This window comes from Enterobacter asburiae, from assembly GCF_024599655.1.
Lineage (GTDB): Bacteria > Pseudomonadota > Gammaproteobacteria > Enterobacterales > Enterobacteriaceae > Enterobacter > Enterobacter asburiae_D.
Window position 1 is genome coordinate 2,898,726 of the sequence record NZ_CP102247.1, and the last position, 26,025, is coordinate 2,924,750.

Here is a 26,025-nt window from a genome sequence, read left to right on the forward strand (position 1 = left end):
GTACCGCCTATACCCCAAAGCTTTCGCCGCAGCCGCATTCGTTCTGGGCTTTCGGGTTATGAAATTTGAATAACTGGTTTAAGCCTTCGCGGACGTAGTCCACTTCGGTGCCGTCAATAAACGGCATGGCCTGCAGCGCGACGTACAGTTTCGCGCCGTCCGTCTCGAACACCAGGTCATCTTTCTCGGGTTCGGTGACGGTATCGAGCACGTAGCCAAAACCTGCGCAACCGGTCTGTTTGACGCCCAACCGCACGCCGAGGATCTCGGGCTTTTTCGCCACCAGCTCGTGAATATGTGCCGCCGCCGCTGGCGTGAGCGTTAAGCCGCGCCAGGCAAAATCGGCAGGATTAAAGGTTTCTGAATGCAGTTCCATAGGTCCACCTCATCTGATAAGCCATCAGGGCATAACACCATGTTAGTGATAACGATTATCACTTCAACCCTCTGTCAGCAGGGGCATTCGGCTAAACCGCCCTTTTTGCCTACTTTTATTAAGCATAGACCCTATGGCAGGATGCAGTCAGGATGGATGTATTTGTTCAATGCATTGATTAATAATGCATTTCGTCGCGGTATTTATGACGGAGAGGAGAAAAGTAAAATATGCATCGGAAATGCCTATTTTTGAGATAGATTTTTTTATTTCGATGAAATCAGGCCATTTTAATAAAATCAGTGGCTTACGAATAGCAAACATTAGACAATTAAGGATCGTTTCGTAAATTTTTTCGCAAAAAAAACACTTTAACCCATTGTTTTCCCACCCAAAACCAATAGAAATAGTGGTAATTCCATCGCCGGGCAGTGGCTGCAAAATATGTCGATGAAAGCCCCGGCGGATACGGGGCTAATGATACTCACGGTTTAAAGACCGCTTTCAGCAGTAGACTTCGCGCGCGCGATGGCTCCAGCGTTAAATATTGGATGTTCATAGTTATCGGTTACATCACGGACCCTGTATATCTTCCATATGCCAGATTCACGCCGAACGAATACCTGAAGCTCTAACTTCCCTCCGTACTCCTTGCCAATCCATACGGGCAAAATTTCGCCGCCCATAAAAGGCTTAGCATCACCGACAGTGAGCGCCGATACCCATGATGGATCATAGTCCTGCGCATAAGCGAAGTAGTCAGATCCAATAAGGTCTTGCTCGGGTATCGCCTCAATATCATCCAGTCTCTTGAGCGTGTCGGCAGAGACATATTCGCGCAACTCAGACGGCGAATAAGCATTGTCGCTGCTGGTAAGAGACATCAGATAAGTAGAGTAAAAAGAATGTACTCGCATCGGCGCACTCTGATCCGGCTTAACTGAGCAAGCGGAGAGCAAGCATGTGTATAACACTATTGCGGCTCTCATCAATTCATCCTGTAAATTTTGTAGGCCGGATGAGCCGCGCGATACCCCGGGCCAGGGTACATGCTGTGCTGTCGGAAATCGGAGATCCATTGTGTCCCGTCATACATGGTCATATGCCCGCTGGAGTTTCCTCCCTGATAGGGTTGAATCACAGCGACATCACCGCTCAACAATGTTGAACCCGGCGGAACTTCACGAAATCCCGCTCGCAGTAATGATTGCCCGTAATCTTTTGCGTTTAGCGTTCTCTCAAGCCGTATGCCGCCAGCAGCTATAGCCTCCCTGGTAAAGGTAGCACATTCATTATGGGAACGACCGAGAGCGCGTGACCGGAGGTGTGAAACAGCAGCTTCTTTATTCCAACTCATTCTTAGTTCCTTTAAGTAAGTAAGAAGGAAATTATTAAATTAACTACTGATAAATTGTGGGATTAAAAATGCTGAAGTTTATTTTTAAAACTCAAAGGCAAGATCGACGCTATGACAGCGGTACTGGTGCAATGCATCTTCGCGAATACCTATGCCGTATCGCCGGAAACAAAAAAGGCCCTCTGGGCCTCTGACGATCAGTGATGAAATGAGACTGCAAACCCCTGTTCACGCCAGTGGTCGAGCTGTTCCTGCTGGCGAGGCGTTGGGGATTTCCCCGTCCAGACGAAGATTTTTTGCCCAGGGAACAGTTCAGGACGCGGCGAATCAATAGGTTCCGCCAGAACGTCAATGTGCCAGCCCTTCTGCGATAATCGCGCGGCTTCCAGCCACAGGTGGGTGCGGTCATCGCATTCCCAGCCAATCAGCAGCGCGTCTTTACCGGCTTTTTTGCGGGATTCCGACAGGCTTGCAATGGCGAATTCGATCAGTACACCGTCAAACAGGCTCGCCATGTGACGCACGGTATTTTGATCCTGATTCATTCGCTGACGGACGGGAGAGATAATATTGTCAATCAGCGCGTCCATCGCGTGATCGCGGCGGAATTCACTGATTTTGGCGCGCAGTTTTGCCGGGCTGGCGTAACGCAGAACGGTCATCATCTCTTCCTGGAACGAGACCCAGTTGCCCTGAGTCAACACTTCTTTGTTTTCCAGCAAGGCTTTGACTTTTCCGACCGAGACGCCGCTCTTCATCAGGCGCTTGATCTCTTCAATGCGCAGGATATCTTCATCGTCGAACTGACGATGACCCCCTTCGCTGCGCTGCGGCTTCAACAATCCATAACGGCGCTGCCAGGCACGCAGCGTAACGGGGTTGATACCGCATCGTTCGGCTACTTCGCCGATACTGTAATAGGCCATTAACTCCCTCACGCTCAGAACTTCCATACCTAACTGCACCAACCTTATCAGATTGTACACACCATTTGTATAACTAAGACCGCATTTTGAACGGGTGAACGGGGTTCTTTCCCATCCACCTGTTAATACATTGTTGTATAAAATTTGCCATTCGTACAGTTAAGTCTGCCGGAATGTGTACAGCTTTATCAGAAGTCGAACTTTTTCTCCGGCCACGCAATCGCGGGAATACCGCCGTGGCGCGGGCTGGCAAAAAGATGCCCCTGGAACTGGGAAATCCCCGCAGACTCCAGCCACATCCACTCTTCCGCCTTCTCTACCCCCACCGCGCAGAACTGGATCTCTAGCGAGGAGCAGCATTTGATAATCGCCTGAATAATGGCCTGTCGGGGGCCACTTTTATGCACGTTCGCCACCAGATCGCGATTAATCTTAATTCTGTCCGGCTGGAACTGCGCCAGCAGCTGCAGCCCGGCAAAACCGGCGCCAAAGTGATCGATCGTCACGCTGATGCCCGCGCTTTTTAACTGCCTGACCGAATCCGTGAATTCATCAAAACGGGAAATGGCTTCGCTCTCGGTGAACTCCACCACAATTTGCTCGGGCACAAACCCATTTGCTTCAATCGCGGTGAGCAGGAAATCCACGGCGTTGGGAATGTTGACCAGCGTCATGGGCAGCAGGTTAAGGGATAACGTCTGGTCCTGTAGCCCCAGCGCGCTGGCCATGGAGAGCGCCACCTGCTTGCTTTGTAAATCCGAGGCATACACCTCGTCACGCGGCCGGTTAGCGAAATAGACCCCCGGCGGGTCGCCGTCAGGGGTGCGGAGAAGCGCCTCCCAGGAGACGACCTGTTGCATAAACGGATCGACTATCGGCTGGAACGCAAAGCTGCAATCCGCCCCCTTCGCGACCACCTCAGGCTGCGCCGACAGGCGCGTTTCCTCGCGAACGAACTCCCAGGAATCCGCCGGCGGCAGTTCAAAATAGTTCGCTTTTTCCGTGGCCTCGACAAAGGTGCGGAAAAACTGCAGCGGGCGATCGTTATACGTCAGCTGATAGCGTGTCGTTCCCCTGTTAAGCACCTGCTGCAGCACCTCGTCCCTGTCGAAGTGGCGTAAATCAAAAAGCTCCATGCCCACGTTGCCAAACCGTCGGACGGGCCCGTGATCGCGCATCAGCTCCACCACGTTATGGTGCCGCGTGTCGCTGCAGATCTGCTCATAGATGGCAGAGACGTGCTCCACTGGCCCTTCAAGCAGCTGAAAAAAATGTGTGCCGTTAAACAGCAGGATCCCCGTGACGTTGGATTGCCGATTTTTACTATTTGCAGCAGCGACCATTGCTTCCAGCGCCTTCACTGGAACGTCCTCGCAGATATGACTGCGGTAAATGATGGTTGTGAGCATGCGATTCCTGGGGGTTAGGGTTTTGGCCACAAAAAAGGTGGATAAGGATCATTTATAGCACATTAATTGCCTGACAAATAATTTACATCTCAACCATTTACGGCAGTTAATGAAACATTTTTCTGTGCTGTACAACTTACCCGTACCAGACCTTTTTGTACAATATATCCTGTAACATTACCGGCTCATGACAAGATCATAAGACAATGAAAATAAAGCAATTTATAAAATATATCATAAAAATATTAAAAAACTGTACATTTTCAGTGTACAGATTTAGGAATTATGTATACCTTAATTGTAACGTTAGTGATTACAAAATTTTACAGGAGCGAAACATGCAGCAGAAAGGTTACGCCACAGATTCCGCAGCAGCGATCGCACAGTACTTCGAAAAGGCCGCACTGCCTACCCAGCAGGAGACGCTGGGTCAGGTGGTTGTCGAAATCCTCAGCGACGGGCGGAACCTGAATCGCAAATCGCTCTGTACCAAACTGCTCAGCCGCCTCGAAAGGGCCGATGGTCCGGAAGAGGAAGAGCATTACCACATGCTGCTTGGTCTGCTCTTCGAACGATAACGTGATGAATAGCAGTGACGCAGATCGACTGATCGACCAGCTTATCGGTGAAGCCGTTCTTTCTCTTCTGAAAGAGCGGGGGCCAGTGACAACCGAAGGATTGCTGCAGCGTCTGCGGGTAATGAAAGAACATGAAAAGGATCCCCGGCGGCGGGAGACACTTGCGGTGGTGATTGCCGACATCGGCTCAAACAGCATCGCCTTTACACGTCGCAGAACCGCGCAAGGACGAACGAACAGAGAGGGACCTCTCAACGATAACAGAGACAATGTAGTGCCGTTATTTGGAAGTGGAAAACCGTCCGACCCCAAAAAAATACATTGACTGCAATTTAACAGCTACGGTGAGAACAAATGAGACAAAATATTCAGCTTCAACCCGAATACCATTCTGCTTTTTTAGACAGTGCGCTGTCGGAATATTTCCGTCACGCAGGCGATCGTTTTGCTGAAGAGTCCGCTGTTTTTTCTACTGCAGTACGCTGTGTTCTGGCCTCCGAAGGCCATCTGTCTAATAAAGCGATCATCCTCTGGCTCATTCAGACGCTGGAAGCCACCCACGATGTGGTTCAGGCGGATGTGATTCGCAAGACCCTGGAAATCGTGGTGGGTTACACGATGGACGATCTGTAAGCTCCTGCGCTCAACGCCTCCTAACGTGTCATCGTCAAAACTGACGAACAGTCTGACGATGACACGCGCCTTTCCCGCGTAACACCCTGTAAAACCAGCAAAGCCAATCTGGCACGGTTCCTGCTTACCTCTGCTTACGGGACTGGGTTGTCCAGTCAACTTTGCTTCATTTCTTAACAGGTCTGTTATTGATGAAAAAGATCGCCAGCGTCTGCCCTTACTGCGGTGCAGGCTGTAAATTAAACCTTGTCGTTGAAAATAACCGTATCATCCGTGCCGAAGCGGCAGAGGGCGTCACAAACCAGGGCACCCTGTGTCTGAAGGGCTTTTACGGTTGGGACTTCCTCAACGATACCCGTCTGCTCACCCCGCGCCTGACTCAGCCGATGATCCGCTACCACAAAGGCGAGGCGTTCACCCCCGTTACCTGGGAAGAGGCTATCCGCTACACCGCCCACAGGCTCAGCAGCATTAAAGCGCAGCACGGGCCTCGGTCGATCATGACCACCGGCTCCTCCCGCGGAACCGGCAATGAAACAAACTATGTGATGCAAAAATTTGCCCGCGCGGTGCTGAACACCAACAACGTGGACTGCTGCGCGCGCGTCTGTCACGGCCCTTCCGTGGCCGGTTTACAGGAAACCCTCGGCAACGGCGCGATGAGCAACTCAATCAACGATATTGAAAACTCAAAATGCCTGCTGGTGTTTGGCTATAACTGCGCGGACTCCCACCCTATCGTCGCCCGTCGGGTGCTGAAAGCGCGGGAAAACGGCGCGAAAATCATCGTCTGCGATCCGCGGCGAATTGAAACGGCGCGCATCGCCGACCAGCATCTGCAGCTGAAAAACGGCAGTAACATGGCGCTGGTGAACGCCTTTGGCTACGTGCTGCTGGAAGAGGAACTCTACGACAAAAGCTACGTGGCGCGCTTTACGGAGGGGCTTGAGGCCTATCGCCAGACGGTGAAAGACTATGCGCCGGAGAAGGTCGAGCATCTTACCGGCATTGCCGCCCGCGACGTTCGCCAGGCGATGCGCACCTTCGCGGCGGCCCCTTCCGCCACCGTGATGTGGGGGATGGGCGTGACCCAGTTTGGTCAGGCTGTGGATGTGGTCAAAGGGCTTTCCAGCCTGGCGCTGCTGACCGGTAACCTTGGCCGCCCCGCCGTCGGCGTCGGGCCCGTGCGCGGACAAAACAACGTTCAGGGCGCCTGCGATATGGGCGTTCTGCCGAATATGTTCCCCGGCTATCAGGATGTGACCGATCCGGCGGTCAGGCAGAAGTTCGCCGACGCGTGGGGGATTGACGTCAATAAAATGGACGATCGGGTCGGGACGCGCATTACCGAGGTGCCTCATCTGGCGCTGGAAGGCAAGGTCAAGGCCTACTACATCATGGGGGAAGATCCGCTTCAGACCGAAGCCGATCTCGGCCTCGTTCGCAGCGGTTTTGAGGCGCTCGACTTTGTCGTGGTTCAGGACATCTTTATGACCAAAACGGCAGAAGTGGCGGACGTTCTGCTCCCTGCCACCTCCTGGGGTGAACACGGCGGCGTCTTTACCTGTGCCGATCGCGGGTTCCAGCGTTTTGGCAAAGCCATTGAGGCCAGCGGCAACGTGAAGCGCGACTGGGAGATTATCAGCCTGCTCGCCACAGAGATGGGCTACCCGATGCATTATGACTCCAACCAGCAGATCTGGGATGAGATGCGCGAGCTGTGCCCTCTCTTCTACGGCGTGACGTATGAAAAAATGGGCGAGATGGGCCACGTGCAGTGGCCGTGCCCGACGCTGGATCACCCGGGAACGCCGTACCTGTACAAAGACAATCAGTTCGACACCCCAACCGGTAAAGGGCAGCTCTTTGCCGCGCCGTGGCGCGCGCCGGCGGAAACCCCGGATGCGGATTTCCCGCTAGTGCTATGTACAGTACGTGAAGTGGGACACTACTCCTGCCGCTCGATGACCGGGAACTGCGCCGCGCTGCAGAGCCTGGCCGATGAGCCGGGACGGGTGCAAATGCACCCTGCCGATGCGGAAAAACTGGGCATTACTGACGGACAACTGGTCTGGGTGCGCTCACGTCGCGGCAAAGTGATTACCCGCGCCAGCATCAGCGAGCGTATCAACGCCGGGGCCGTCTACATGACCTATCAATGGTGGATTGGCGCCTGCAACGAGCTGACCCAGGACAACCTCGACCCCATCTCCAAAACGCCGGAAACGAAGTACTGCGCGGTGCAGCTGGAGGCGATTGAGGACCAGCGCTGGGCGGAGGATTTTGCGGCGTCGGCGTATCAGTCCATGAAGTCGCGGTTGATTAGCGCGGTGAATGTCTGAAGAAATGTCGGGTGGCGTCACTGCCACCCGGCAACTAAACGACGATAGTCCCACCGTCTCTTCCGCTCATCTGTCGTAACCGATCAGATGGTCACGCAATTTGTTCGGGTAGGCATTCTGTTCGACCATCCTGTGAATGAGCGCCATAAGCTCGTAATCACTGCGCAGATCGAATTTTTGCATCAGCAAATACTTATGCGTGAATACCGTTTTATCACTTGTCCTGAGCACATCCGCAATTTGCCCTACCGATAACCCTCTGTAAAAATTCACCGTAACGCGGATCTGCTGCGGCGAGAGTATCTTATGCTGGCACTCGAAACAGCCTTTATGCTGCCAGCGATATCCCGGCAGCTGCGTACGGTACCAGGCAATAAACAGCATCTCGCTAACCTGACCAAGCGGGGCGCGGCGGGAGATGAACATCATATCCTGAAAACAGGATGAAAATGCGGAAAAACGCCGTTCATCGTCCACCAGCCCAATCACAATCCCTTTTTTTCGCGCTTTCAATTCAGGAATACAGGTCAGCGTTTCCCCAGGGCATAAAGCGAGAATAATAATATCGGCGGCACTGACGCTGTCATAAGTAAGCTCAGTATCAAAATGAATTTGATGCCTGAAGTTATGCAAGAAGAAATCCACAAGAAAATATTGCAGACCATTTTTAAAAAAAGAATCCGGTTCTTTAATCAGAATATTCAACATTACAATTACCGACATCTGCATATCAATAAGGACAACTAACGCGCGTGTCGATCAGTTGTATTGCATCGTCATGACCACAACGGCACTAATGCTCCCCGGCGTCGCACCGCCGGTAATAGATTTGACTGATGCCTGCATAGCCATCGTCGCGGTTCTGTCTGCTGCAATGCTCTGCGTAATGCTTGTCCCGGTGCCTTTTAACGCATCGGTTGCAGCCTCGCGCATCGCAATCGCGACGTTCGTGGCCGAGCCGCTGTTCATATAGTAATCCACCCCCGCGACGGGATCGGGGTTACCGGTAAAGGAGACCGTAACGCTGCGCGTGCCTGCCGGACACTGGGTAAACAGCAGGCTAAAAGGCACAGGATCGGATGTCGACCCCGGCGTGACCATATTGGATGCCTGAATATTGCCGAGATTAATATCCAGAGTGTTATTCCCACCGTTAAAGATACAGGGGGAGGCAACAATATTTCCGGTAACGCTGACGTTTACACTGTCCGCCGCAAATAAATGACAGCTGATTAATGTAGCGCCGAGTGCTGCCGTGCGCAGAATATTCATCGTTTTATCCATCACTGATACGTCAAATTTAAGGTTGCAGACGCATTGGCGGTACCGGGTTCAACCGTCGTTTGCGTCTGGTAATAACGCGCTGTTAAAGGAAACGCCTGCTGCCCGCCAGTGGTGACGTTTAGCGGTAGACGCGTATTCAACGTGATGGGGGTACCGTTGTAGAGTAACTGAACGCCAACCCCTTTTGCCGTGCCGGTATTACCCTGCCCCGTCAGCGCGAGGACGCTCGTTGTGGCCACGTCAGGGTTCTGAATACCGCTGAGCGAAACGTTGACGTTGGCGCCCGGGTCGCAGTTCAGTCCCAGATTCTGCGTATTCTGGGCGCCTGCGGGCGTGGTTCCTACCGTTGACCCAAACGTCGCGGCAGAAATGTCACCGATGGGAAACGTCAGCTGCGGTGTTGTAATGCTGCAGGCCAGCACGTTGATGGTTCCGTCCAGCAGCGTCGTCGTCAGGCCATCACGATAAACGCCGTCACTGCCCTGCAGCATCACCACGCCCAGCACGCCAGGCGTCAGCGACCCTGATGCGACCGGTCCGGTAACGATGAGTTCTATTTTACCGCCCCACCATTCGACATAATCAGACTGTGCGTTATACGAAAAGGTATTGGTCGGGTTTTCAAAATAATTACCCGACGAAAAGCGCACGCCGATACCGTTTACATTGGTGTTATAAACATGATTACCGTAAGTACTCGGTGTCGCATTAAGGTAGCGCATGCTAAAACCCAGCATTAACGGGTTGGTACATCCCGTTAAATAGGAACCGGTTAACGTCGCGTTTCGCGAAAATAATACGGTGCCCACGGCGACATCGCGCTGGACCGTAATTGTGCCAATGGATAAGGTTGATTCCTGCGGCGTAATCGTCGTGCAGGTTCCTGCATAAGCACTGTTCCAGCCTGCTGCGACACACAGCAGGAATATGATGTTAATTAAGCGCATTTTAAAAACCCTAAAGACAATTGACGTTAATTTCGGTAATTCCGCCTGCCGAAGGCTGCGGGGAAAGCACGTACGGTGCGCGGCATTGCCGATCGCTCTCCGCTCCCCACGAGACGAAGACGGTTCCCTGTGTGTCCAGACCGGTGAGATAAGCCTGACCTCTATCGCCAACAATAACGCTGCTGCCGTCGGCGCCATTCAGGCTTGCCGTTGCGCCAAAGGGAACAAACTGGCCGTTATGCAGTAAATTAAATAACGCCCGTCGCCCCACCTTCGCCTTATAGCCGGCCAAAACGATCGCGCCGCGAGTGGGCGTCACCGTCCGGGTATTAATATCCAGCTCAACATCATCCGGCAGGCTTTCCGGGGCAAGGGTGATGTCATTTTTACGGTATACGGAGAGATTGCTGACCACCGTATATCCGCGGTAATCCGTTCTGACACCCGGCTGATTGCGAATATCGACGTCGTGCGCGCCCGGCGCGCTAATCAGAACATTGGTCTCACCCAGGGGCTGCGAAAGCGTAATCCCCTCTCTGTGAGCGAGAATGCCCCCCTGTAAGCCGTAGTTAAGCCGCTCGCTGTTTTTGTCGTAGCTGTAGCCCGCCGTCACTTCGCCGTAGGTTCCCTTATAATCACCATTCATATTGCCCGTGTAGCCAACGCCGTCCGACCCGTATCCCTGCTGCACGCTCCAGTTCAGGGCGTGGTTTTCCAGCGCCACGCCGTTCAGGCCGACGTTCTGCGTGGTGCCGTTATTCTTGCTGGCGCTCACGCCATAGTTAGCCCAGGTTTGCGGCAAAAACTTCTCCAGAGGAATGCTGACGTTAAAGGCCAGCAACCGATCTTTGTCGTACCGTTTATTGTCATCGTATGAACCCGCGCTGCCGTTTTTACTGTAGGTCCAGGTGAGTCCATAACTGATGTTGTGCCAGTAGTTGTTGTAACCCAGGCTGTATGACGCCATCGTTTGACCCGAATTCCAGTAGTCTTCGCGGGCCGCGCTCAGCGTCAGCGAGCCAAGATTACCGCCCAGCGTCTGGCTCATCGTAAGTTCGGCCCGGTTGCGGCGTCGGCCCTGAAGCGCGGAGCTGTCGCCGTACGAATCAAGGATCTCCTGCATTCCGTAGTAACCGCTGGTCGAGTAGCGGTAGCCCGCAATCGAAAAATGGGTTCCTGTCCCCACAAAGTTTTTACTGTATCGCGCCCGCCAGGACTGGCCGTTGGATTTCTCACCACCCTGCGGGGTGGACCAGGCCTGGGTCATGTCCGCAGAAATCGCGCCGAAATCCCCCATGTTTTTCCCAAGCCCGGTGGCGATCGACTGATATTTACTCGACTCCTGCAGCCCGCCATAGAGCGTCAGGCCATACGGCAACCCATAAATCCCGGTGATTTGCCCAAACGGGGTCTTATCAACGCTGCTGCTATAAGAACGGTACTGCCCCCCGGTCACCGCATATTTCAGGCGCCCTTCACGCTGCAAAACCGGTAATGAGGCATAAGGCAGGGTGAAATGCTGCTCGCTGCCGTCCGCTTCCTTAACGGTGACATCCAGATCGCCCGCGCCCCCCGTGGGGTACATATCGGTAATCTCAAAAGCGCCCGGCGCCACGTAGCTCTGATAAATCTGGTAGCCATTCTGGCGAACAATGACCTGCGCATTGGTACGCGCGATACCCCGCACCACGGGCGCATAGCCTTTGAGCGAATCCGGGAGCATGTCGTCGTCTGAAGCCAGCTGTCCGCCGCGAAACGGCATGCTGTCGAACACGTCGGCTGGGGCGGAGCTATCCCCCAGGGTGAGCTGCGCCTTGAGCGGAATAATGGCCCGCTGTGCATAGGTGTAGACGGTATCCCATTTGTCCTGACCGCTCTCATCCCGCGACCAGGTGGTGTAATTTCGCAGTCGCCACGGCCCAAGGTTGATACCCGGGCGCAGGTTGGCATATTGACTGTTGGTGTTTTTACTCTCGTTCTGTTTCACCCAGGTGTTTGCGCCACTCAGGCTGTAGTTCAGCATCGCGGCGGCGATCCCCTCATCCCACTGCTCTGGTGGGACATATCCTCTCGCAGGCAGATCGATTGCGGCCTGAGGAATGCTGATAACCAGCCGCTGTGCGCTAAACTGAAAATCCGTACTGGCATGAGGGATCGCCTGCAGGTTAACGCAGGTTGCGTTTTCTACAGCCAGGTTGGGAAACAGCGCCGTTTTGACGCCCCATTTTTTTAGCTGTGCAATGCTCAGGCAAGGCTGCAGGCTGTCGTTTTCCTTCCCGTTTTTTCCGGCAACAAAATCAATATCGCTGGTCTCAATAAGCTGGTCGTCAAGAATGATATCAACATGGTATTTCCCTGGTGCCTGCGAACCTGATTCAAACGCAGATAAATCGGCTTTACCCATTCCCGGATTATCCAGCTCTACCAGCTCGGCGTTAAAAGAATCACTGGCGTTAACCGCGGGTACTGCATTAGCCAGCGCGAAGGCGATACATATCGCCAGCCGCGCGGGTTGCATTTTTTTATTTTTCGTTGCCATCATCATAAACCTGACTCGATATTGAGGATGCTGCTTTCTTCAGAAATTAAAAGCTGGCCTGATGCGTTATTCCCGGGCTGCCGTAATCATTGATCACTTTAAATATAATCTGATTACCCGCGGTGCCCGGTGGCAGGCTAAATATGGCCACTTTGCCAGGGTCCACCCAGGTGACATCCTCCAGCTTTTTTCCGCCAATACTTATTTCATTAAAGTTAATGACGTACGGCGTGGGATTAGTAACCTGAAGTTTATTTCCGCTCCGCGACCAGGTTAATTTACTCGCCTGTTCATCAGGCGTTGACGCCTTCAGACCTGCCGGACGATAAATGAGCTTGATGCGGGTTTTAACGGCAATTTGCAACGCGTTTGCCTGTTTTGTGGCTGACGGTATCGCTTTAATATTTAACCAGAACAGGCTCTCTTTATCCTGCGGTAGCGATCCAGAGAATAAAATACGCTCAATATTTTGCTGGCCACCGTTCAGTCTGTACAGGGGGGGCGTGACGATAAATGGCGCTTTATTAGCATTACCCTCTGGCATGTCGACCCAGGACTGAATTAAATAAGGGGCTGCATCCACATTATTTACGCTAATGGACGCCTCTTTTTTCCCGCCATCAAAAATTACGCGGGTACCGCCAATCACGACCCCGGCAAACGCTTGTGACAGCGAAGCAGTCATCACCGCCGCGCTCAGCAGGGTTTTGCTAATAACATTCATTTCAAACCTCTTAAAACAAGGGGGCAATAATGCCCCCGCGCAGCGCCTCGCGGCGCTGGCTCTTGTTATGCTTTATGGCTAGTTATAAACAACGGAGAAGTTAGCGACGGAGTTTGCAGGACCGGCGGTCACCGCTGCCGCTGTTGAAATATACTGCGCGTAGAAATTCAGCGTATTATCGGCGGTGCTGCTTAACACATAGCTATAGCTGTTACTGCCGTGCAGCGGCAGATCCGCTTTATCCGCGGTCATCAAATTAATAGCAACACCCGTTGCCGCGCCGACGACGGAGGTATCAATAGCCAGCAGATCGGCGTTAGTCAGGTCAGGCGTACCGTCAAAACGGACTTTGGCACTGGTGACCGTGACCGGGCAGTTCTTCAGGACAATATCGAATTTCGTTGCCGCAGTTCTGGAGCCTGTTGCCGGAAATTCTGTTTTATTGTAATCGCCTAATACTACCACCTGATTTTGAGAGGCAACCGCCACATCACAGGCTGAATCCAGGATGTTACCATTAAAGTTAACGGTTCCTGCAGCAGCGAAAGCATTGCCCACCATTAAGGCAGAACCTGTCACAACCATCGCTAAAATAATGTTCTTTTTCATAATCTTCATTTTCCTGTTTACGGGATAACTTTATTTATTATTGAAATTCATGCAGCAGAAAGCCGATAAAAGAATCGCTATACATTCTTTTACTTTTCGATAAATGACTTAAGGTCTTTCTGACTGACTGGTTAAAATTTATATAATCATTTTGGTGAACACAACTTTTTGCTGGTCTAGCTGTAGACTCTGATTTAACGAAAGATCAACATTTCTTCCAGGATAGGCTTATGCCTTATTTCCCTGGTCTATTAGTAGACTTGAACATCTTTTTCTTTTCATTCAACACGTTAGATATCAAGCGCTCAACGGTCTACTTTTGGACCTTGCCGAAACATTCCCTGACCCCTTCATTTTTAAGATAATTCTCTGCACAGATCAAAAAATGATCGGCCCCCGTAGTCGCTGTGAGGTATAATTATGAATACACGTTTAACCACGCCATTGAATAACCACGAATCAACCGTTCTTGGTTTAAAACCGTTTATCCATATCGATACCCTGATTAAATCAGTGCTGCCAGCTTCGAACAGAATGATCATCTGTCGGGGAGAAACCGTACATTATTATAAAGATGATGTGCGCCAGTGTTTTTTACTTCTCCAGGGCAGCGTGGCGCTTCATCGTCGCGGCGACGGTATTGTTTTAAACTCTGAATCAGCACCGTTTATTCTGGGCGTCAGCAGTCAATTTTCTTCGGAGCATCTCTACGTCAGGGCTCTGGAGACGGCAGAAATTGCCCGCGTGTCGCTGGAGACGTTTAATCAGATTGTTTCACAGCAGGATTTATGGGAGCACTTTTCAAAGCTGCTAATTTATACCGCCTCACGGGTGTATGAGCATTGCGCGCAAATATCACAAATGTCCGCCTATGACATTATTCGCTTCCAGCTTGTTGAGCTCATGCAGGAGCCCGATGCCATACGGAAAAATACGACGGCGGCCGCGTACATCAAAAGCCGGACGTATCTTTCACGCAGTGGAATTATGCGTATTCTGGCAGAGCTGAGGACAGGGAAGTACATCACAATGGAGCGTGGGGTGCTGCTTGACATTCACCATCTGCCGCGAAAATATTGACAGCCAGCGTGCCTGTACCCGGGAGAAGCGCTATAATTAGCCAGGTTATTTTTAAGGTTGTCGGCTACTATGTCCCTTCCAGAAAAGTCTCAACGGGGTTCTCCCTACGCGCAAGAGCTTATTTCACACCTGTTGCCTGATTGCACAACCCATCGCGCCGCCCGCGGCGAGCGGCTGGACCTGCAAATCAACGGTCAGGGCATGTGCTATTTAATTCTTGAAGGCACCATCGCCATCTACAGAAGAAGCGATGACATGATGCTGTCTACGGCCCGCAGCCCCGCGGTGTTCGGCCTCGCTAACCTCTCCGATATCTATTTCAATGATTATATTAAGACCGTCAGCCCTTGTCTGATAGGAACGCTCACCGCCGAGAGGGTGAATGCTATTATTCAAGAGAAGGCGCTTTGGGGACTGCTTTCTAAACAGCTCATGTTTGTGTACAGCCGTCTTTATAACAACGTGATGCCGCAGGGCGCGCCGACGGCGTATGAGATGATTCGCCAGCAGCTGGTCAAGCTGATGGAGGAAGATGAGAGCTATCGGCTCAGCGTGACGGCGGAAAGGTATATCAGGGAGAAAACCCAGCTCTCCCGCAGCGGCGTGATGCGCATTCTGGCGGATTTAAAAACCGGCGGATTCATCGAGATGGAAGAAGGCAGGCTCATTAAAATCAATAAACTCCCCGCCCGATACTGAATTTCAGACACAAAAAAGGCCGCACTCGCGGCCCTTTTATTCCCATGTACTCAATGGACGTGAACGCCCAACCGCCAGGCAAAGTAGATCTCTTCTTTCAGTTCATTCGAAGAGAGCGCCAGCAAATCTGTAAATTCCAGCTCAAGCTGTTTCAGCTTTTTCAGGTACTGCGCCGGAGACAGGTTGCTCTTATCGCGACGTAAATATTCAATTGCCAGCTGTGTTGGGGTTATTTCAGTATCCATGATGTCCTCGCTTATGTACAAAACCTAACCAGTATACCACAACGCACTGGCTAGTTTTTGACCAAAGGCAAAACATCTGAAAACTTTACACAACCGCCGTGGTTAGCCGCGACGAGCAGCACAGGCGATCCTGCTCATCGAGAATATCTATCTGCCACACCTGATGGCGGCTTCCGGCGTGCAGCGCGCGGCAAACACCGCGCACGCGCCCGCTGCGCACCGAGCGAATGTGGTTAGCATTCACCTCGAGCCCGACAACCTTCTGCTCCCCTTCGGTACAGAGATACCCCGCCACCGAGCCCAGCGTTTCGGCCAGCACGACGGATGCTCCGCCGTGCAATAAACCAAACGGCTGGTGGGTGCGACTGTCGACGGGCATGGTAGCCTCAATCTCATCGTCGCCAATGCGAATGAACTGGATATCCAGCAGCCCCACCATATTCCCCTCGCCCATGGCGTTTAGCGCCTGCAGCGTCACTGCACGTTTCCAGATCATCCAATTATCTCCAGTAAAGCCTGCAATGGGTGACGTACGCCGTTACCCTCTACCCGTTTTACCTGGCTGCGGCAGGAGTAGCCCGTCGCCAGGCAGCGGTTTCGCGGCAAACGCTGCATTGCCTGATGCCAGGACAGCTCATAGATGCCGAGCGAGTTGGCGTGGTTTTTCACTTCGTGTCCGTAGGTTCCGGCCATCCCGCAGCAGCCTACGTTGACGCTCTCCAGCTTCGCACCAAAGCGGGCAAAGACAGACGCCCACTGCGCGGGGGCACCCGGCAGCGCGGTCACTTCCGTGCAGTGACCGAACAGATACCACGGCTCACCGCTGACATCCTGAACAGCCCTATCTTCCAGCGCCATCGGCAGCCACTCGTGCACCAGCATCACGTTGAAATCGCCGCGCTTATCGCCCAGCGTCTGCTTGTATTCATCGCGATAGCAAAGCACCAGCGCCGGATCGACGCCGACCATCGGTATCCCGAGCTGCGCCACGCGGTTTAAGAAGTCAGACGTTTTCTGCGCGGTCTTCGCAAATCGCTTCAGGAAACCTTTAATGTGCTGCGCCTTGCCGTTCGGAGAGAACGGCAGCACAACCGGCTGGTAGCCCACTTTCTCCGCCAGGCGGACGAAATCGGCCACCACCTGCGCATCGTAGTAGCTGGTGAACGGATCCTGCACCACCAGCACTACATTGGCTTTTTGCTCCGGAGCGAGCGCCTCCAGCTGTTCCAGGGTCATGTTCGCCGAACGGTGGCCGACGAGCTGGCGCTGCAGAGACGGGACCGACAGCAGCGGCAGATCGACCATGCCGATGTGTTTTTCGGAGAGCTTGCGCACCAGCGGCTGGTTGATAAAGAAGTTGAAGGTCTTTGGCGCACGCGCCATCAGCGGCGCGTAGCTTTCCACCGTCGCCACCAGATGGTCGCGCACCGGGCGGAGGTATCGGGTGTGATAAAGCTGCAGGAAACGCGAGCGGAATTCCGGCACGTCGATTTTAATCGGGCACTGGGTGGAGCAGGCTTTGCAGGCCAGACAGCCGGACATCGCCTCTTTCACCTCATGGGAGAAATCGTACTCGCCCTTGTTGGCATGCCAGCTGTTGCGGGTGCGCTCAATCAGCGAGCGCAGGCTGGCCCGTTTTTCCGGCAGCTCCTGCTCCAGCTTGAGCGGATCCACCCCGCGGTCGGCCAGCAGACGCAGCCACTCGCGCACCAGCGTCGCTCGCCCTTTCGGCGAGTGGATACGGTTGCTGGTGATTTTCATCGACGGGCACATCGGGCTTTTCACATCAAAGTTAAAGCACAGGCCGTTGCCGTTGCACTCCATCGCGCCGCGCCAGGAAGCGCGCACAGCAATCGGGATCTGTCTGTCGTACGTGCCGCGCTTGACGGCATCCACCTGCAGCATCGGGGCATCAACACCCTCAGGCGGGCAGATTTTACCCGGGTTGAGGCGGTTATGCGGATCGAAAGCCGCTTTCACCTTGCGCAACTCCGCGTAGAGCTGTTCGCCGAAGAATGCCGGGCTGTACTCCGCGCGGAACCCTTTCCCGTGCTCTCCCCACAGCAGACCGCCGTATTTGGCGGTTAAGGCCACCACGTCGTCGGAGATCTGCTTCATCAGGATCTCCTGCTGCGGGTCGCACATATCCAGCGCCGGACGCACGTGCAGTACCCCGGCGTCGACGTGGCCGAACATACCGTAGCTCAGGCCGTGGCTGTCCAGCAGGGCGCGAAACTCAACGATATAATCCGCCAGATGCTCAGGCGGCACGCAGGTATCTTCGGCAAAGGGAATGGGCTTCGCCGCCCCTTTCGCATTGCCGAGCAGGCCCACGGCTTTTTTACGCATCCCATAGATACGCTCAATCCCGGCCAGATCGTTACAGAGCTGCCAGCCGATCACGCCGCCTTCCCCCTGCGCAATCAGCTCATCCAGCCGCTGGCAGAGCGTGGTGACCTGGCGCTCAATCAGCTCCGCATCATCGCCGGCAAACTCCACGATATTGAGACCGAGCATCTCTTTATCCGGCACGTCGGTAATGAGGTCACTCACGGAGTGCCAGACAATATCTTCCCGGGCCAGATTGAGCACCTTAGAGTCGACGGTCTCCACCGACAGCGCCTGCGCTTTCACCATAAACGGCGCATTGCGCAGCGCAGAGTCGAAGGAGTCATATTTGACGTTCACCAGACGACGCACTTTCGGCAACCGTGTGATATCCAGCCGCGCTTCGGTAATAAACGCCAGCGTCCCTTCGGAGCCGGTCAGCACGCGGGTTAAATCAAACTGGGTCAGGTCGTCGTTAAAGACGTGGCGCAGATCGTACCCGGTCAGGAAGCGGTTCAGTTTGGGGAACTTATCGAGAATAAGCTGGCGGTTGTCGCGGCAGCGTTCCAGCACGGTGCGATAGATGCGCCCGCTGGCGGTGTTATCTTTGCCCAGCGTTTCCGCCAGTTCGACCGGCATCGGCTGGGTATCGAGGATATCGCCGCCCAGCAGAACCGCACGCACGCCCAGCACGTGATCGGAGGTTTTACCGTAGACCAGCGAGCCCTGCCCGGAGGCATCCGTGTTAATCATCCCGCCAAGGGTCGCGCGGTTGCTGGTGGAGAGCTCAGGGGCAAAAAAGTAGCCGTAAGGCTTGAGATACTGATTAAGCTGATCTTTGATGACGCCCGCTTCGACCCGCACCCACCCCTCTTCCGGGTTGATCTCAATGATGCGGTTCATATAGCGCGACATATCAACAATGATGCCCTGGTTCAGCGCCTGACCATTGGTCCCGGTGCCGCCGCCGCGCGGCGTAAAGACCAGCGAGGCAAACCGCTCCTGCGTGGCCAGCCGGGCGATAAGCGCGACGTCTGCCGTTGAACGGGGGAAAACCACGGCATCGGGAAGAAGCTGGTAGATACTGTTATCGGTCGCCATCGTCAGCCTGTCGGCATAGTTCGTGGCGGTATCACCTGTAAAACCCTGTTGCTCCAGTGCTTGCAAAAAATTAAGCACCAGCTGAACGACGCCAGGTGCCTGAGAAATCTGTGGGATCATAACTGTCGACCCTAATTAGAGTTGTATATACACGTCATCCTTCGAGCTGCCTCTGCGTTGGCTGCGTCTGCTCACCCCAGTCACTTACTTGAGTAAGCTCCTGGGGATTCTCAGACTTGCCGCCTTGATGCAACTCGAATGATTTTGTGTATAAAATCGTTTGCGTTGTGTCTGGAAAGTTTTATCACATTTTTTTCTTATAATCTCTGCTGAATTACAGGCAAAATCCGCCTGTCAAAAACCGCTGAGATCATTAATGATTAAAGAGACGCGGTTTTCCGTTCCCGCCAGTCGTACTGGCGTTCTTTTAAGGAAAGTTTCATTTATGGTCAATCTTCGCCAGCCCAGGGATGTTGCGCAAATTTTGCTGTCGGTGCTGTTTCTGGCCCTTATGATTATTGCGTGTCTGTGGATTGTTCAACCCTTTATTCTCGGCTTTGCGTGGGCTGCGACCGTTGTCGTTGCCACGTGGCCTTTGCTGCTGCGCTTGCAGAAGCTGCTGTTGGGCCGTCGCGGGTTAGCCGTGCTGGTCATGACGCTCCTGCTGTTCCTGCTGTTTATTATTCCTATTGCCCTGCTGGTGAATAGCCTGGTGGATTCCAGTGGCCCCGTTATTCGCGCCATTAGCAGCGGCGACCTGACGCTGCCGGACCTCGCCTGGCTGAACAGCATTCCGCTGGTGGGCGCCAAACTCTACAGCGGCTGGCATAGCCTGCTGGAGATGGGCGGCAGCGCGCTGATGGCAAAAGTCCGCCCGTACATTGGCACCACCACCACCTGGTTTGTCGGTCAGGCGGCGCATATCGGCCGCTTTATGATGCACTGTACCCTGATGCTGCTCTTCAGCGCCCTGCTTTACTGGCGCGGTGAGCAGGTAGCTTTAGGCGTTCGTCACTTTGCCACCCGCCTGGCGGGCAAACGCGGTGACGCAGCGGTACTGCTGGCTGCGCAGGCCGTGCGCGCAGTGGCGCTGGGCGTGGTGGTCACCGCGCTGGTGCAGGCGGTGCTGGGCGGTATCGGCCTGGCGATTTCCGGCGTGCCGTACGCCACCGTGTTCACCGTTGTCATGCTGATGACCTGTCTTGCGCAACTGGGACCGCTGCTGGTGCTGGTACCCTGCATTATCTGGCTCTACTGGACGGGTGATACCACGTGGGGAACGGTGCTGCTGGTCTGGAGCTGCGTGGTAGGCACCATGGATAACGTCATTCGCCCGATCCTCATCCGCATGGGTGCAGACCTGCCGCTGATTCTGATCCTCTCCGGGGTGATTGGCGGATTGATTGCCTTTGGCATGATTGGCCTGTTTATCGGCCCGGTGCTGCTCGCCGTCACCTGGCGTCTGTTCTCCGCCTGGGTGCATGAAATTCCGCCGCCGGGAACTGACCCGGACGTGATTTTGAGCGAACTGGAAGAGCTGGAAGAGAAGAACACGCATTAAGTTTTTTTGCCGGGTGGCGCTAACGCTTACCCGGCCTACATTCTCCCTCACAATACTTTAACGATGTTAAAGTATTTATTCGTTAATCACTGGTCAGACCCGCCCATTCAGCATTAAGCCTGCTATTAACCTCAAGAAATCTTTACGTCTCTTAAACTATTGAGACGAATCCGATCGACGCTAAATAACACAATGCCTACTATTAGCACACGGTTATAAATCAACACCTTGATTTATAAGCATGGAAATCCCCTGAGTGAAACAACGAATTGCTGTGTGTAGTCTTTGCCCATCTCCCACGATGGGCTTTTTTTTATCCTGATGTTCGCACCAGAGCCAGCAATGACGGCGTTTCAGGAATTTAGCACGTTGAGGGTATGCGATTACCTGTGTGCCGTTTGTGTACCATTTGTGTGCAATAGGCGTAAATCAGTCGAGTGTTACAACAATTTTCTGACTGCGGATTTTGGCGGGATGATGTGATGATTACTTTGAAAATCCCCTCATGCCTAAAGGTCATGAAGGGCTGATGTTGATGCTTAACGTGTTGACCAGTTCCCCATGCTTTTGTTTACACCGCCTTGACGGTTTGAATTTACGTTTTCCCTTTTAATGTAATCGGTAAGCCATTTTTGCAGACTAGCCCCCATTTTTTGCAAATCACCCGTTGTTGCGTTGTTGGTTCCCGTTACCCCGCCTTTGTTACCGTTGTCATTAATGGTAATGTTCACAACTGGCGCTGTTGAACCTAAACCGCCACGTGTAGCGCCCAATTTAGGAATATCAGGAACCGCAAAAGAGTTAGCCGCCGCTTTTGGTGCGCTAGATGAAAACAACCCATCAAAACCACCCTTAACGAATCCCGCAATCGGTTCAACAATCCAATCCTGAACCATGTATTTTTCGGTAATTGTGGCAATTGATTTAACAAAATTAGTCCAGCCAGCTTCACCAGTGGTAAAGAAATTAGTTAATGCGTCTGTCAGACCATCAACAGCCGTATCAAAAATTTTTTCTGATTGGCTAGCAACGTCATTTACTTGTTTTTGATATTTAATCCATCCCGCATTCATTCCCGCAATTGATGATGATTGGTATGATTGCATTTCATCATAACCAGCGATATTTTCAGCCAATACATTTTTACGCCCCAACTCTATTTTCTGGAACATTTCAACATATTCTTTAGAACCGATTGATTTATGATGTTCCAGCGCTAAACGGTCTACATTTTCGCGCATACGGTCGAACTGCTGATTAATCTGGTCAATTCGGTTAGCAAAATCATGTTGGCCAGAAGTCATAGAATAAGAATATAATTTATTACTCCACGCCTTATCAACAGAATCACCAATTGAATTAATTTGCTGGTCAAACTGTAATCCAGCCTGTTTAATTTGCGTTTGGTATGCAATTAGGCGTTTAGCGGCCTTTTCCGCTTCTGTTAATCCATGGTGCGTATGCAATGAAGGATTAAGCGCCTTATGTAGTGATAACGACGCAAAATTTAAATCTTCTGGTTTGGTTATGCCAACATGAAAATTATTAATTAGTTCATGGTATTTTTGAACATGCTGTTTACTAGATGCTTCTGCTCGACTCCATAACGCCGAATTATCACCAGTAATCAACATATCAAAAGTTTCACCCATACCGGAAAGTGCGTTTTTAAATGATTGCCAGTAACTTTCATCTTTAAAATTAACATCAGCGCCAGAAATATGATTCATGATAAGCGCTTGCTTTTCCATCTGGTCAGTAATCGCAGATTGCATTAACAATCGTGTTTTATCTTCATCCCCAGCTTTAGCGGCTGAAATAATCACATCCTGCTGCGCCTGAGACATTGAACCCTTTAACGCCTCAAAATTAGATTTAAAATTAGATAGCGGGTCTGCAAACGCTTTATCAAGTGCGCTTTCAACCTTTGCAAATTGCGCTTGCTGGTCGCTCGTTAGGCGGCTCATTGCCTCCTCATATGTGCTTTGCGCCTTTAGGAACCGCGACGACATTTGCGAGCTATTAACGCCAGCATTTGCAGCTTTTGTAACGGCTTCTTGAAAACTGGTAAAGCTAGTTGTCGCATTATCCACCTGTGAATAAAGATTTTGCACATACTGCGGATTTAATAGCGAATAATCATTATTAATTGCCGCTGCGGTCTGCAATTCTTTAGCTGCATCCGTCGCTTCACTCAAATCATCGGCTATGCGCTCAATTCCTTCAAATAATTCCATTCCACCCAAAATTAAACCAGTAGTGCCCAATCCCCCCATACCCAAATTAGACATAAATATTGATGCCGAACCACGCAAACGGGAAAGATTTCCGCTCATTAATTCATGGCTCATTACGCCTAATTCACGTTGCGCACTATGGTTTGTTTTAAGTGAATTAATGAAGTTTGCGAAAAAACCCTTTCCAGCCTTTTCACCTGATTCAGATATTTCATTTACTACATTGCTTTGAATGGATTGAAAATCACGAACAAGATTACCCATTTTCCCGCGCGTCATTCCATTTGCGCCAGTTATTTTACTAACCGCATCAGATAGACCGCTTGCACTTTCTGTTGCGCCAGTGGCGGCTTTTGATAATTCATCAAGCCTTTTTGTAGCCGTTTCTACTTGTGATGTATCAACCGAAAAACCTAGTTCAGCATTATCACCTGCCATTATATTCACCTTTGATTTGATATTGATTTACTTTGTTCGCTACACTCACGCCCCTACGGGGCTGGTGGGTGAAGAAAAGGAAGTTTTTCTTACACCATCACCATTAATTGAATTACTGATTTAAATTTAGAAACCACATCGGCGCATATGACGTGCATTGCGGCGCTGGCGTTCCTGTTTTTTCTGAAAATCGTGCTTCTGCTGTGCTTCTGCGTCATGCAACTTAATGATTTTGAATCGGCTGGTTGATTTAGTTTCGGCTAATTGTTCATTGCGTTTAGCCGCTGCATTTGCTGCTAGTTCGCGCGTTTTATAAAAGATTAACCCTTTTCGTGCTTCCTTTATAAAGCTGTGCTAGGCTGGGTGAAGGTTCTCCAGCCTCCACCAGCACCATAGACCATTTAACAAAACTTTCATCTATAATCATTTTTTATTCCCCAATGTAACGTTAAGATAGTCACGCACGCCACGCTTTACCAAATCAGCAATGTTATTCCGTTGATTCAATGCGCGGCGTGCTTTAAGGGCTTCTGTTAGATTCCCTGATTTGAATAACTCCTTAGTATTATTCAAATCAGGTTCAACAATTTCATTTAGCACATATTCATATTTATCTTTCTGCGCTGCCGGAATCGTTGCATTCATTTTCTGTGCATAACGCATACCTTCAATATAATCAGTAAAAATTCGTTTAGGTTTGACGCCACGATTTGCTACATTTTGGTCTGATGGAACATCTTCAACCCTTTTACCTTTACGCCAAAAAAAGACGCCATATTTTTTATCAGCCATTTTTGATTTCCTCTTTAAGAATCAGGAAAGCCCAAAACATTACAACCATGATTGCAATTGTCATGCTACACTTCCTTTATTTAATTAATTGGATTGTGCACGTTCGATTGTAAGAGCATCAATCAGGGCTTGCGTTGATTGCATCTTTTCCAAAGTCTCACTTACTTTATTAACGTGGCTATTAATCTTGTTTTCACCATTATCCCATTGTCCAAACCCCAAATTTGTAACTCCAATACGGGTTAAGTTTGCAACCTCATTATTATATTGATTTAGAAGATTTTGCATTCTCGATTGCAGCACCTGACTATATTCATTATCATCAATCATTCGGTTTTTATATTTTTGCTGATACATTTTAATTTTCCTATTTTTAAATTTAGATAAAAGAGTGTGCATGAGTTTCCTCTTTGATTTTGTGAAGTTTAAATTGTATTTATCGTATTGTTATTTTAAATTGAAATTTCTTTTGATAAGCGACTGATAAGCATCTTAATAATTGCATTTCTGCTTAGAGGAATCCCATTTTCTTTGTGATATTTATTTTTATAACTTTCAATTATCTCTATTTCATCATCTGACAGATATACAGCAACCTTATTCTTGCAGTTAGGCATGAATCATCCTCTTGTTGTGGCGATGAGTTCATTCTATTATATAGGCATAGTATCAACAAGGGAATTGCACCTATATTTCACCTACACTCTATCTAAAGGATCAAATTATGATCAAGTCTGTCAACACATCGCCTATAAGCAAAGAAGAAGCACTCTCATTAGTCAATCAAGCCGCATCTAACCTATTGAAAGCAGAGGAAAGGTTAGATTACCTGACCAGAAAAACATATTTAATCCAAATAACAATCAATAACAAAACTTATTTTTTATGTGACGATGATTCTTTAAATGAAAAATTCGGCGGGGCAATTAAATTCAAACGAAAATGCGATGCACAACAAGAATTAATGTTTTGGCTGGAACGAATAGATGCGATCGGGAATCCAAATCTAAAGTGTGAAATTGTGATTGAAAAGGATTTGCTTCGTAACTTTATCTCACACACTAAAAAACAAATTAACAAATAAATATAGTCTTATTAATGGAACCGCTAATTACAAACCTGCATGGGTGATTTAACCTAATCGCCCTTCCATCTCCCGGATAAATAAAATGCAAAAACAATCATCCACCATAGCATTATGTTTATTAGCTGCCAGTTTAACAGGATGCGCCCAACGTAATGCAATTATAGAACATGTTAATGAATTAAAACCCAATCATAATAAATCTCTGGTACTCTCACAAAATGACGATGGATTATTAATCTGTAAAAACGAGCGTGATGAATCTTTCAACCTGGAAATTACTGGTGTTTATCCCGAAATGCTCAATGACATTACTCATCTTTACCGCAAAGGAACAACATTAAGCGATCCTGACCACCATATTACAGGGCTAATAGATCAAGGTGAAATAAAAATAGAGGGTGAGAATATAGAATTGTACACTGAAATGGTTTCAGCTATACCGCCACAAATCGGATTGATTTATTTTTATAAAAACAAAAATGAGTATTATGCCTTTAAAACAAAGTCCCCTATAACACCGCATTTAGACAACTTCTTTTTGTGTCATCACGTCACTAGGGGATAGATGCAGCATAGGCGCACTAAGCGCCTCTCTAAGCCGCTCCAACTCCAACCCTACGAATCACACTTTGTTCTGCTTTCCATTGTCTGTTGGTACGTTTCCGGCGCAAATCCTAGGCATTGAGCGTCATGGTGCATTCGCCCTATCACATACCACCAACAACAGCCCCCG

General features: G+C 50.8%; 27 protein-coding genes and 1 other RNA gene. 10 read left to right on the forward strand and 18 right to left on the reverse strand.

The features are described 5' to 3' along the window. Positions 1-7: 7 nt before the first annotated feature. The 5 genes from sufA to NQ230_RS13775 all read right to left on the reverse strand — a co-directional run bounded on the left by sufA (position 8) and on the right by NQ230_RS13775 (position 4,068). On the reverse strand, positions 8-376 hold the full coding sequence (gene sufA, locus NQ230_RS13755) for a Fe-S cluster assembly scaffold SufA (protein ID WP_008500631.1): 369 nt from the start codon (positions 374-376) through the stop codon (positions 8-10). A 491-nt stretch (positions 377-867) separates the two neighbouring features. Beyond that, a complete protein-coding gene (locus NQ230_RS13760) occupies positions 868-1,293 on the reverse strand; it encodes a YqhG/Tai3 family protein (protein ID WP_257258006.1) in 426 nt (141 codons plus the stop codon). A gap of 71 nt (positions 1,294-1,364) precedes the next feature. Beyond that, positions 1,365-1,733, reverse strand: a complete 369-nt coding sequence (locus tag NQ230_RS13765) for an NlpC/P60 family protein (protein ID WP_257258007.1) — start codon at positions 1,731-1,733, stop codon at positions 1,365-1,367. A 197-nt stretch (positions 1,734-1,930) separates the two neighbouring features. Continuing rightward, positions 1,931-2,659 carry a MerR family transcriptional regulator gene (locus NQ230_RS13770; protein WP_257258008.1) on the reverse strand — a complete coding sequence of 243 codons (729 nt, stop codon included), beginning with the start codon at positions 2,657-2,659 and terminating at the stop codon, positions 1,931-1,933. 188 nt (positions 2,660-2,847) lie between these two features. Beyond that, complete coding sequence (locus tag NQ230_RS13775) at positions 2,848-4,068, reverse strand: diguanylate phosphodiesterase (protein WP_257258009.1); 1,221 nt, start codon at positions 4,066-4,068, stop codon at positions 2,848-2,850. Positions 4,069-4,406: 338 nt separating this feature from the next. Between NQ230_RS13775 and ycgZ the strand changes: the two genes are divergently transcribed. From ycgZ to fdhF, 4 genes are all read left to right on the forward strand, one after another. After that, positions 4,407-4,646, forward strand: a complete 240-nt coding sequence (gene ycgZ, locus NQ230_RS13780) for a regulatory protein YcgZ (protein WP_029739771.1) — start codon at positions 4,407-4,409, stop codon at positions 4,644-4,646. Positions 4,647-4,650: 4 nt separating this feature from the next. Next, on the forward strand, positions 4,651-4,971 hold the full coding sequence (locus tag NQ230_RS13785; protein ID WP_159513959.1) for a hypothetical protein: 321 nt from the start codon (positions 4,651-4,653) through the stop codon (positions 4,969-4,971). Between the two features lie 29 nt (positions 4,972-5,000). After that, positions 5,001-5,279 (forward strand): biofilm/acid-resistance regulator YmgB/AriR, encoded by a 279-nt coding sequence (locus NQ230_RS13790; protein WP_023311323.1) that lies wholly within the window; start codon positions 5,001-5,003, stop codon positions 5,277-5,279. 191 nt (positions 5,280-5,470) lie between these two features. Then, positions 5,471-7,621 (forward strand): formate dehydrogenase subunit alpha, encoded by a 2,151-nt coding sequence (gene fdhF / locus NQ230_RS13795; protein WP_257258010.1) that lies wholly within the window; start codon positions 5,471-5,473, stop codon positions 7,619-7,621. Between the two features lie 66 nt (positions 7,622-7,687). Here fdhF and NQ230_RS13800 read toward each other — a convergent pair whose 3' ends face one another. The 6 genes from NQ230_RS13800 to NQ230_RS13825 all read right to left on the reverse strand — a co-directional run bounded on the left by NQ230_RS13800 (position 7,688) and on the right by NQ230_RS13825 (position 13,724). Continuing rightward, positions 7,688-8,329 (reverse strand): helix-turn-helix transcriptional regulator, encoded by a 642-nt coding sequence (locus NQ230_RS13800; RefSeq protein WP_257258011.1) that lies wholly within the window; start codon positions 8,327-8,329, stop codon positions 7,688-7,690. 51 nt (positions 8,330-8,380) lie between these two features. Then, complete coding sequence (locus tag NQ230_RS13805) at positions 8,381-8,893, reverse strand: fimbrial protein (protein ID WP_257258012.1); 513 nt, start codon at positions 8,891-8,893, stop codon at positions 8,381-8,383. 11 nt (positions 8,894-8,904) lie between these two features. Continuing rightward, positions 8,905-9,852 (reverse strand): fimbrial protein, encoded by a 948-nt coding sequence (locus NQ230_RS13810; protein ID WP_257258013.1) that lies wholly within the window; start codon positions 9,850-9,852, stop codon positions 8,905-8,907. Between the two features lie 10 nt (positions 9,853-9,862). Continuing rightward, positions 9,863-12,391 (reverse strand): fimbria/pilus outer membrane usher protein, encoded by a 2,529-nt coding sequence (locus NQ230_RS13815; RefSeq protein ID WP_257261343.1) that lies wholly within the window; start codon positions 12,389-12,391, stop codon positions 9,863-9,865. Positions 12,392-12,437: 46 nt separating this feature from the next. Next, positions 12,438-13,115 (reverse strand): fimbrial biogenesis chaperone, encoded by a 678-nt coding sequence (locus NQ230_RS13820; protein WP_159513954.1) that lies wholly within the window; start codon positions 13,113-13,115, stop codon positions 12,438-12,440. A gap of 78 nt (positions 13,116-13,193) precedes the next feature. After that, positions 13,194-13,724 (reverse strand): fimbrial protein, encoded by a 531-nt coding sequence (locus NQ230_RS13825; protein WP_257258014.1) that lies wholly within the window; start codon positions 13,722-13,724, stop codon positions 13,194-13,196. A 420-nt stretch (positions 13,725-14,144) separates the two neighbouring features. Here NQ230_RS13825 and NQ230_RS13830 point away from each other — a divergent pair, with 420 nt between their 5' ends. Together NQ230_RS13830 and NQ230_RS13835 are read left to right on the forward strand one after the other, a co-directional pair. After that, on the forward strand, positions 14,145-14,804 hold the full coding sequence (locus NQ230_RS13830; RefSeq protein WP_121423458.1) for a helix-turn-helix domain-containing protein: 660 nt from the start codon (positions 14,145-14,147) through the stop codon (positions 14,802-14,804). A gap of 69 nt (positions 14,805-14,873) precedes the next feature. After that, entirely contained in the window at positions 14,874-15,503 is a 630-nt protein-coding gene (locus tag NQ230_RS13835) for a helix-turn-helix domain-containing protein (RefSeq protein ID WP_257258015.1), read from the forward strand. Positions 15,504-15,553: 50 nt separating this feature from the next. Here NQ230_RS13835 and NQ230_RS13840 read toward each other — a convergent pair whose 3' ends face one another. The 3 genes from NQ230_RS13840 to ydiJ all read right to left on the reverse strand — a co-directional run bounded on the left by NQ230_RS13840 (position 15,554) and on the right by ydiJ (position 19,297). Continuing rightward, positions 15,554-15,748: a YdiH family protein gene (locus tag NQ230_RS13840; protein ID WP_003857766.1), complete on the reverse strand. Its 195-nt coding sequence runs from the start codon at positions 15,746-15,748 to the stop codon at positions 15,554-15,556. An 85-nt stretch (positions 15,749-15,833) separates the two neighbouring features. Further along, positions 15,834-16,244 carry a 1,4-dihydroxy-2-naphthoyl-CoA hydrolase gene (menI, locus tag NQ230_RS13845; RefSeq protein WP_023311321.1) on the reverse strand — a complete coding sequence of 137 codons (411 nt, stop codon included), beginning with the start codon at positions 16,242-16,244 and terminating at the stop codon, positions 15,834-15,836. After that, a complete protein-coding gene (gene ydiJ / locus NQ230_RS13850; protein ID WP_257258016.1) occupies positions 16,241-19,297 on the reverse strand; it encodes a D-2-hydroxyglutarate dehydrogenase YdiJ in 3,057 nt (1,018 codons plus the stop codon). Before ydiJ ends, menI begins: the two co-directional genes overlap by 4 nt. A 325-nt stretch (positions 19,298-19,622) precedes the next feature. Between ydiJ and ydiK the strand changes: the two genes are divergently transcribed. Then, on the forward strand, positions 19,623-20,738 hold the full coding sequence (ydiK, locus tag NQ230_RS13855; protein ID WP_159513949.1) for an AI-2E family transporter YdiK: 1,116 nt from the start codon (positions 19,623-19,625) through the stop codon (positions 20,736-20,738). Positions 20,739-20,947: 209 nt separating this feature from the next. After that, positions 20,948-21,055: antisense sRNA RprA (gene rprA, locus NQ230_RS13860), an RNA gene on the forward strand. Between the two features lie 222 nt (positions 21,056-21,277). On the opposite strand, the gene NQ230_RS13865 is transcribed toward rprA, so the two are convergent. The 4 genes from NQ230_RS13865 to NQ230_RS13880 all read right to left on the reverse strand — a co-directional run bounded on the left by NQ230_RS13865 (position 21,278) and on the right by NQ230_RS13880 (position 24,822). Next, the gene (locus NQ230_RS13865) at positions 21,278-23,413 is read right to left on the reverse strand and encodes a phage tail tape measure C-terminal domain-containing protein (protein WP_257258017.1); all 2,136 of its coding nucleotides are present in this window, start codon (positions 23,411-23,413) and stop codon (positions 21,278-21,280) included. 423 nt (positions 23,414-23,836) lie between these two features. Further along, the gene (locus tag NQ230_RS13870; protein ID WP_257258018.1) at positions 23,837-24,205 is read right to left on the reverse strand and encodes a hypothetical protein; all 369 of its coding nucleotides are present in this window, start codon (positions 24,203-24,205) and stop codon (positions 23,837-23,839) included. Positions 24,206-24,289: 84 nt separating this feature from the next. Further along, positions 24,290-24,604, reverse strand: a complete 315-nt coding sequence (locus NQ230_RS13875; RefSeq protein WP_257258019.1) for a hypothetical protein — start codon at positions 24,602-24,604, stop codon at positions 24,290-24,292. A gap of 53 nt (positions 24,605-24,657) precedes the next feature. Next, positions 24,658-24,822 (reverse strand): hypothetical protein, encoded by a 165-nt coding sequence (locus NQ230_RS13880; RefSeq protein WP_223540332.1) that lies wholly within the window; start codon positions 24,820-24,822, stop codon positions 24,658-24,660. 107 nt (positions 24,823-24,929) lie between these two features. Between NQ230_RS13880 and NQ230_RS13885 the strand changes: the two genes are divergently transcribed. Together NQ230_RS13885 and NQ230_RS13890 are read left to right on the forward strand one after the other, a co-directional pair. Next, a complete protein-coding gene (locus NQ230_RS13885; RefSeq protein WP_257258020.1) occupies positions 24,930-25,289 on the forward strand; it encodes a hypothetical protein in 360 nt (119 codons plus the stop codon). A gap of 85 nt (positions 25,290-25,374) precedes the next feature. Next, positions 25,375-25,857, forward strand: coding sequence for a hypothetical protein (locus NQ230_RS13890; RefSeq protein WP_257258021.1), 483 nt, complete (start codon positions 25,375-25,377; stop codon positions 25,855-25,857). Positions 25,858-26,025 lie beyond the last annotated feature (168 nt).

Coding starts and splice junctions, on each gene's coding strand:
- sufA (WP_008500631.1), bottom strand. CDS start 376: ATGGAACTGCATTCAGAAACCTTTAATCCTGCCGATTTTGCCTGGCGC.
- NQ230_RS13760 (WP_257258006.1), bottom strand. CDS start 1,293: ATGCGAGTACATTCTTTTTACTCTACTTATCTGATGTCTCTTACCAGC.
- NQ230_RS13765 (WP_257258007.1), bottom strand. CDS start 1,733: ATGAGTTGGAATAAAGAAGCTGCTGTTTCACACCTCCGGTCACGCGCT.
- NQ230_RS13770 (WP_257258008.1), bottom strand. CDS start 2,659: ATGGCCTATTACAGTATCGGCGAAGTAGCCGAACGATGCGGTATCAAC.
- NQ230_RS13775 (WP_257258009.1), bottom strand. CDS start 4,068: ATGCTCACAACCATCATTTACCGCAGTCATATCTGCGAGGACGTTCCA.
- ycgZ (WP_029739771.1), top strand. CDS start 4,407: ATGCAGCAGAAAGGTTACGCCACAGATTCCGCAGCAGCGATCGCACAG.
- NQ230_RS13785 (WP_159513959.1), top strand. CDS start 4,651: ATGAATAGCAGTGACGCAGATCGACTGATCGACCAGCTTATCGGTGAA.
- NQ230_RS13790 (WP_023311323.1), top strand. CDS start 5,001: ATGAGACAAAATATTCAGCTTCAACCCGAATACCATTCTGCTTTTTTA.
- fdhF (WP_257258010.1), top strand. CDS start 5,471: ATGAAAAAGATCGCCAGCGTCTGCCCTTACTGCGGTGCAGGCTGTAAA.
- NQ230_RS13800 (WP_257258011.1), bottom strand. CDS start 8,329: ATGTTGAATATTCTGATTAAAGAACCGGATTCTTTTTTTAAAAATGGT.
- NQ230_RS13805 (WP_257258012.1), bottom strand. CDS start 8,893: ATGAATATTCTGCGCACGGCAGCACTCGGCGCTACATTAATCAGCTGT.
- NQ230_RS13810 (WP_257258013.1), bottom strand. CDS start 9,852: ATGCGCTTAATTAACATCATATTCCTGCTGTGTGTCGCAGCAGGCTGG.
- NQ230_RS13815 (WP_257261343.1), bottom strand. CDS start 12,391: ATGGCAACGAAAAATAAAAAAATGCAACCCGCGCGGCTGGCGATATGT.
- NQ230_RS13820 (WP_159513954.1), bottom strand. CDS start 13,115: ATGAATGTTATTAGCAAAACCCTGCTGAGCGCGGCGGTGATGACTGCT.
- NQ230_RS13825 (WP_257258014.1), bottom strand. CDS start 13,724: ATGAAAAAGAACATTATTTTAGCGATGGTTGTGACAGGTTCTGCCTTA.
- NQ230_RS13830 (WP_121423458.1), top strand. CDS start 14,145: ATGAATACACGTTTAACCACGCCATTGAATAACCACGAATCAACCGTT.
- NQ230_RS13835 (WP_257258015.1), top strand. CDS start 14,874: ATGTCCCTTCCAGAAAAGTCTCAACGGGGTTCTCCCTACGCGCAAGAG.
- NQ230_RS13840 (WP_003857766.1), bottom strand. CDS start 15,748: ATGGATACTGAAATAACCCCAACACAGCTGGCAATTGAATATTTACGT.
- menI (WP_023311321.1), bottom strand. CDS start 16,244: ATGATCTGGAAACGTGCAGTGACGCTGCAGGCGCTAAACGCCATGGGC.
- ydiJ (WP_257258016.1), bottom strand. CDS start 19,297: ATGATCCCACAGATTTCTCAGGCACCTGGCGTCGTTCAGCTGGTGCTT.
- ydiK (WP_159513949.1), top strand. CDS start 19,623: ATGGTCAATCTTCGCCAGCCCAGGGATGTTGCGCAAATTTTGCTGTCG.
- NQ230_RS13865 (WP_257258017.1), bottom strand. CDS start 23,413: ATGGCAGGTGATAATGCTGAACTAGGTTTTTCGGTTGATACATCACAA.
- NQ230_RS13870 (WP_257258018.1), bottom strand. CDS start 24,205: ATGGCTGATAAAAAATATGGCGTCTTTTTTTGGCGTAAAGGTAAAAGG.
- NQ230_RS13875 (WP_257258019.1), bottom strand. CDS start 24,604: ATGCACACTCTTTTATCTAAATTTAAAAATAGGAAAATTAAAATGTAT.
- NQ230_RS13880 (WP_223540332.1), bottom strand. CDS start 24,822: ATGCCTAACTGCAAGAATAAGGTTGCTGTATATCTGTCAGATGATGAA.
- NQ230_RS13885 (WP_257258020.1), top strand. CDS start 24,930: ATGATCAAGTCTGTCAACACATCGCCTATAAGCAAAGAAGAAGCACTC.
- NQ230_RS13890 (WP_257258021.1), top strand. CDS start 25,375: ATGCAAAAACAATCATCCACCATAGCATTATGTTTATTAGCTGCCAGT.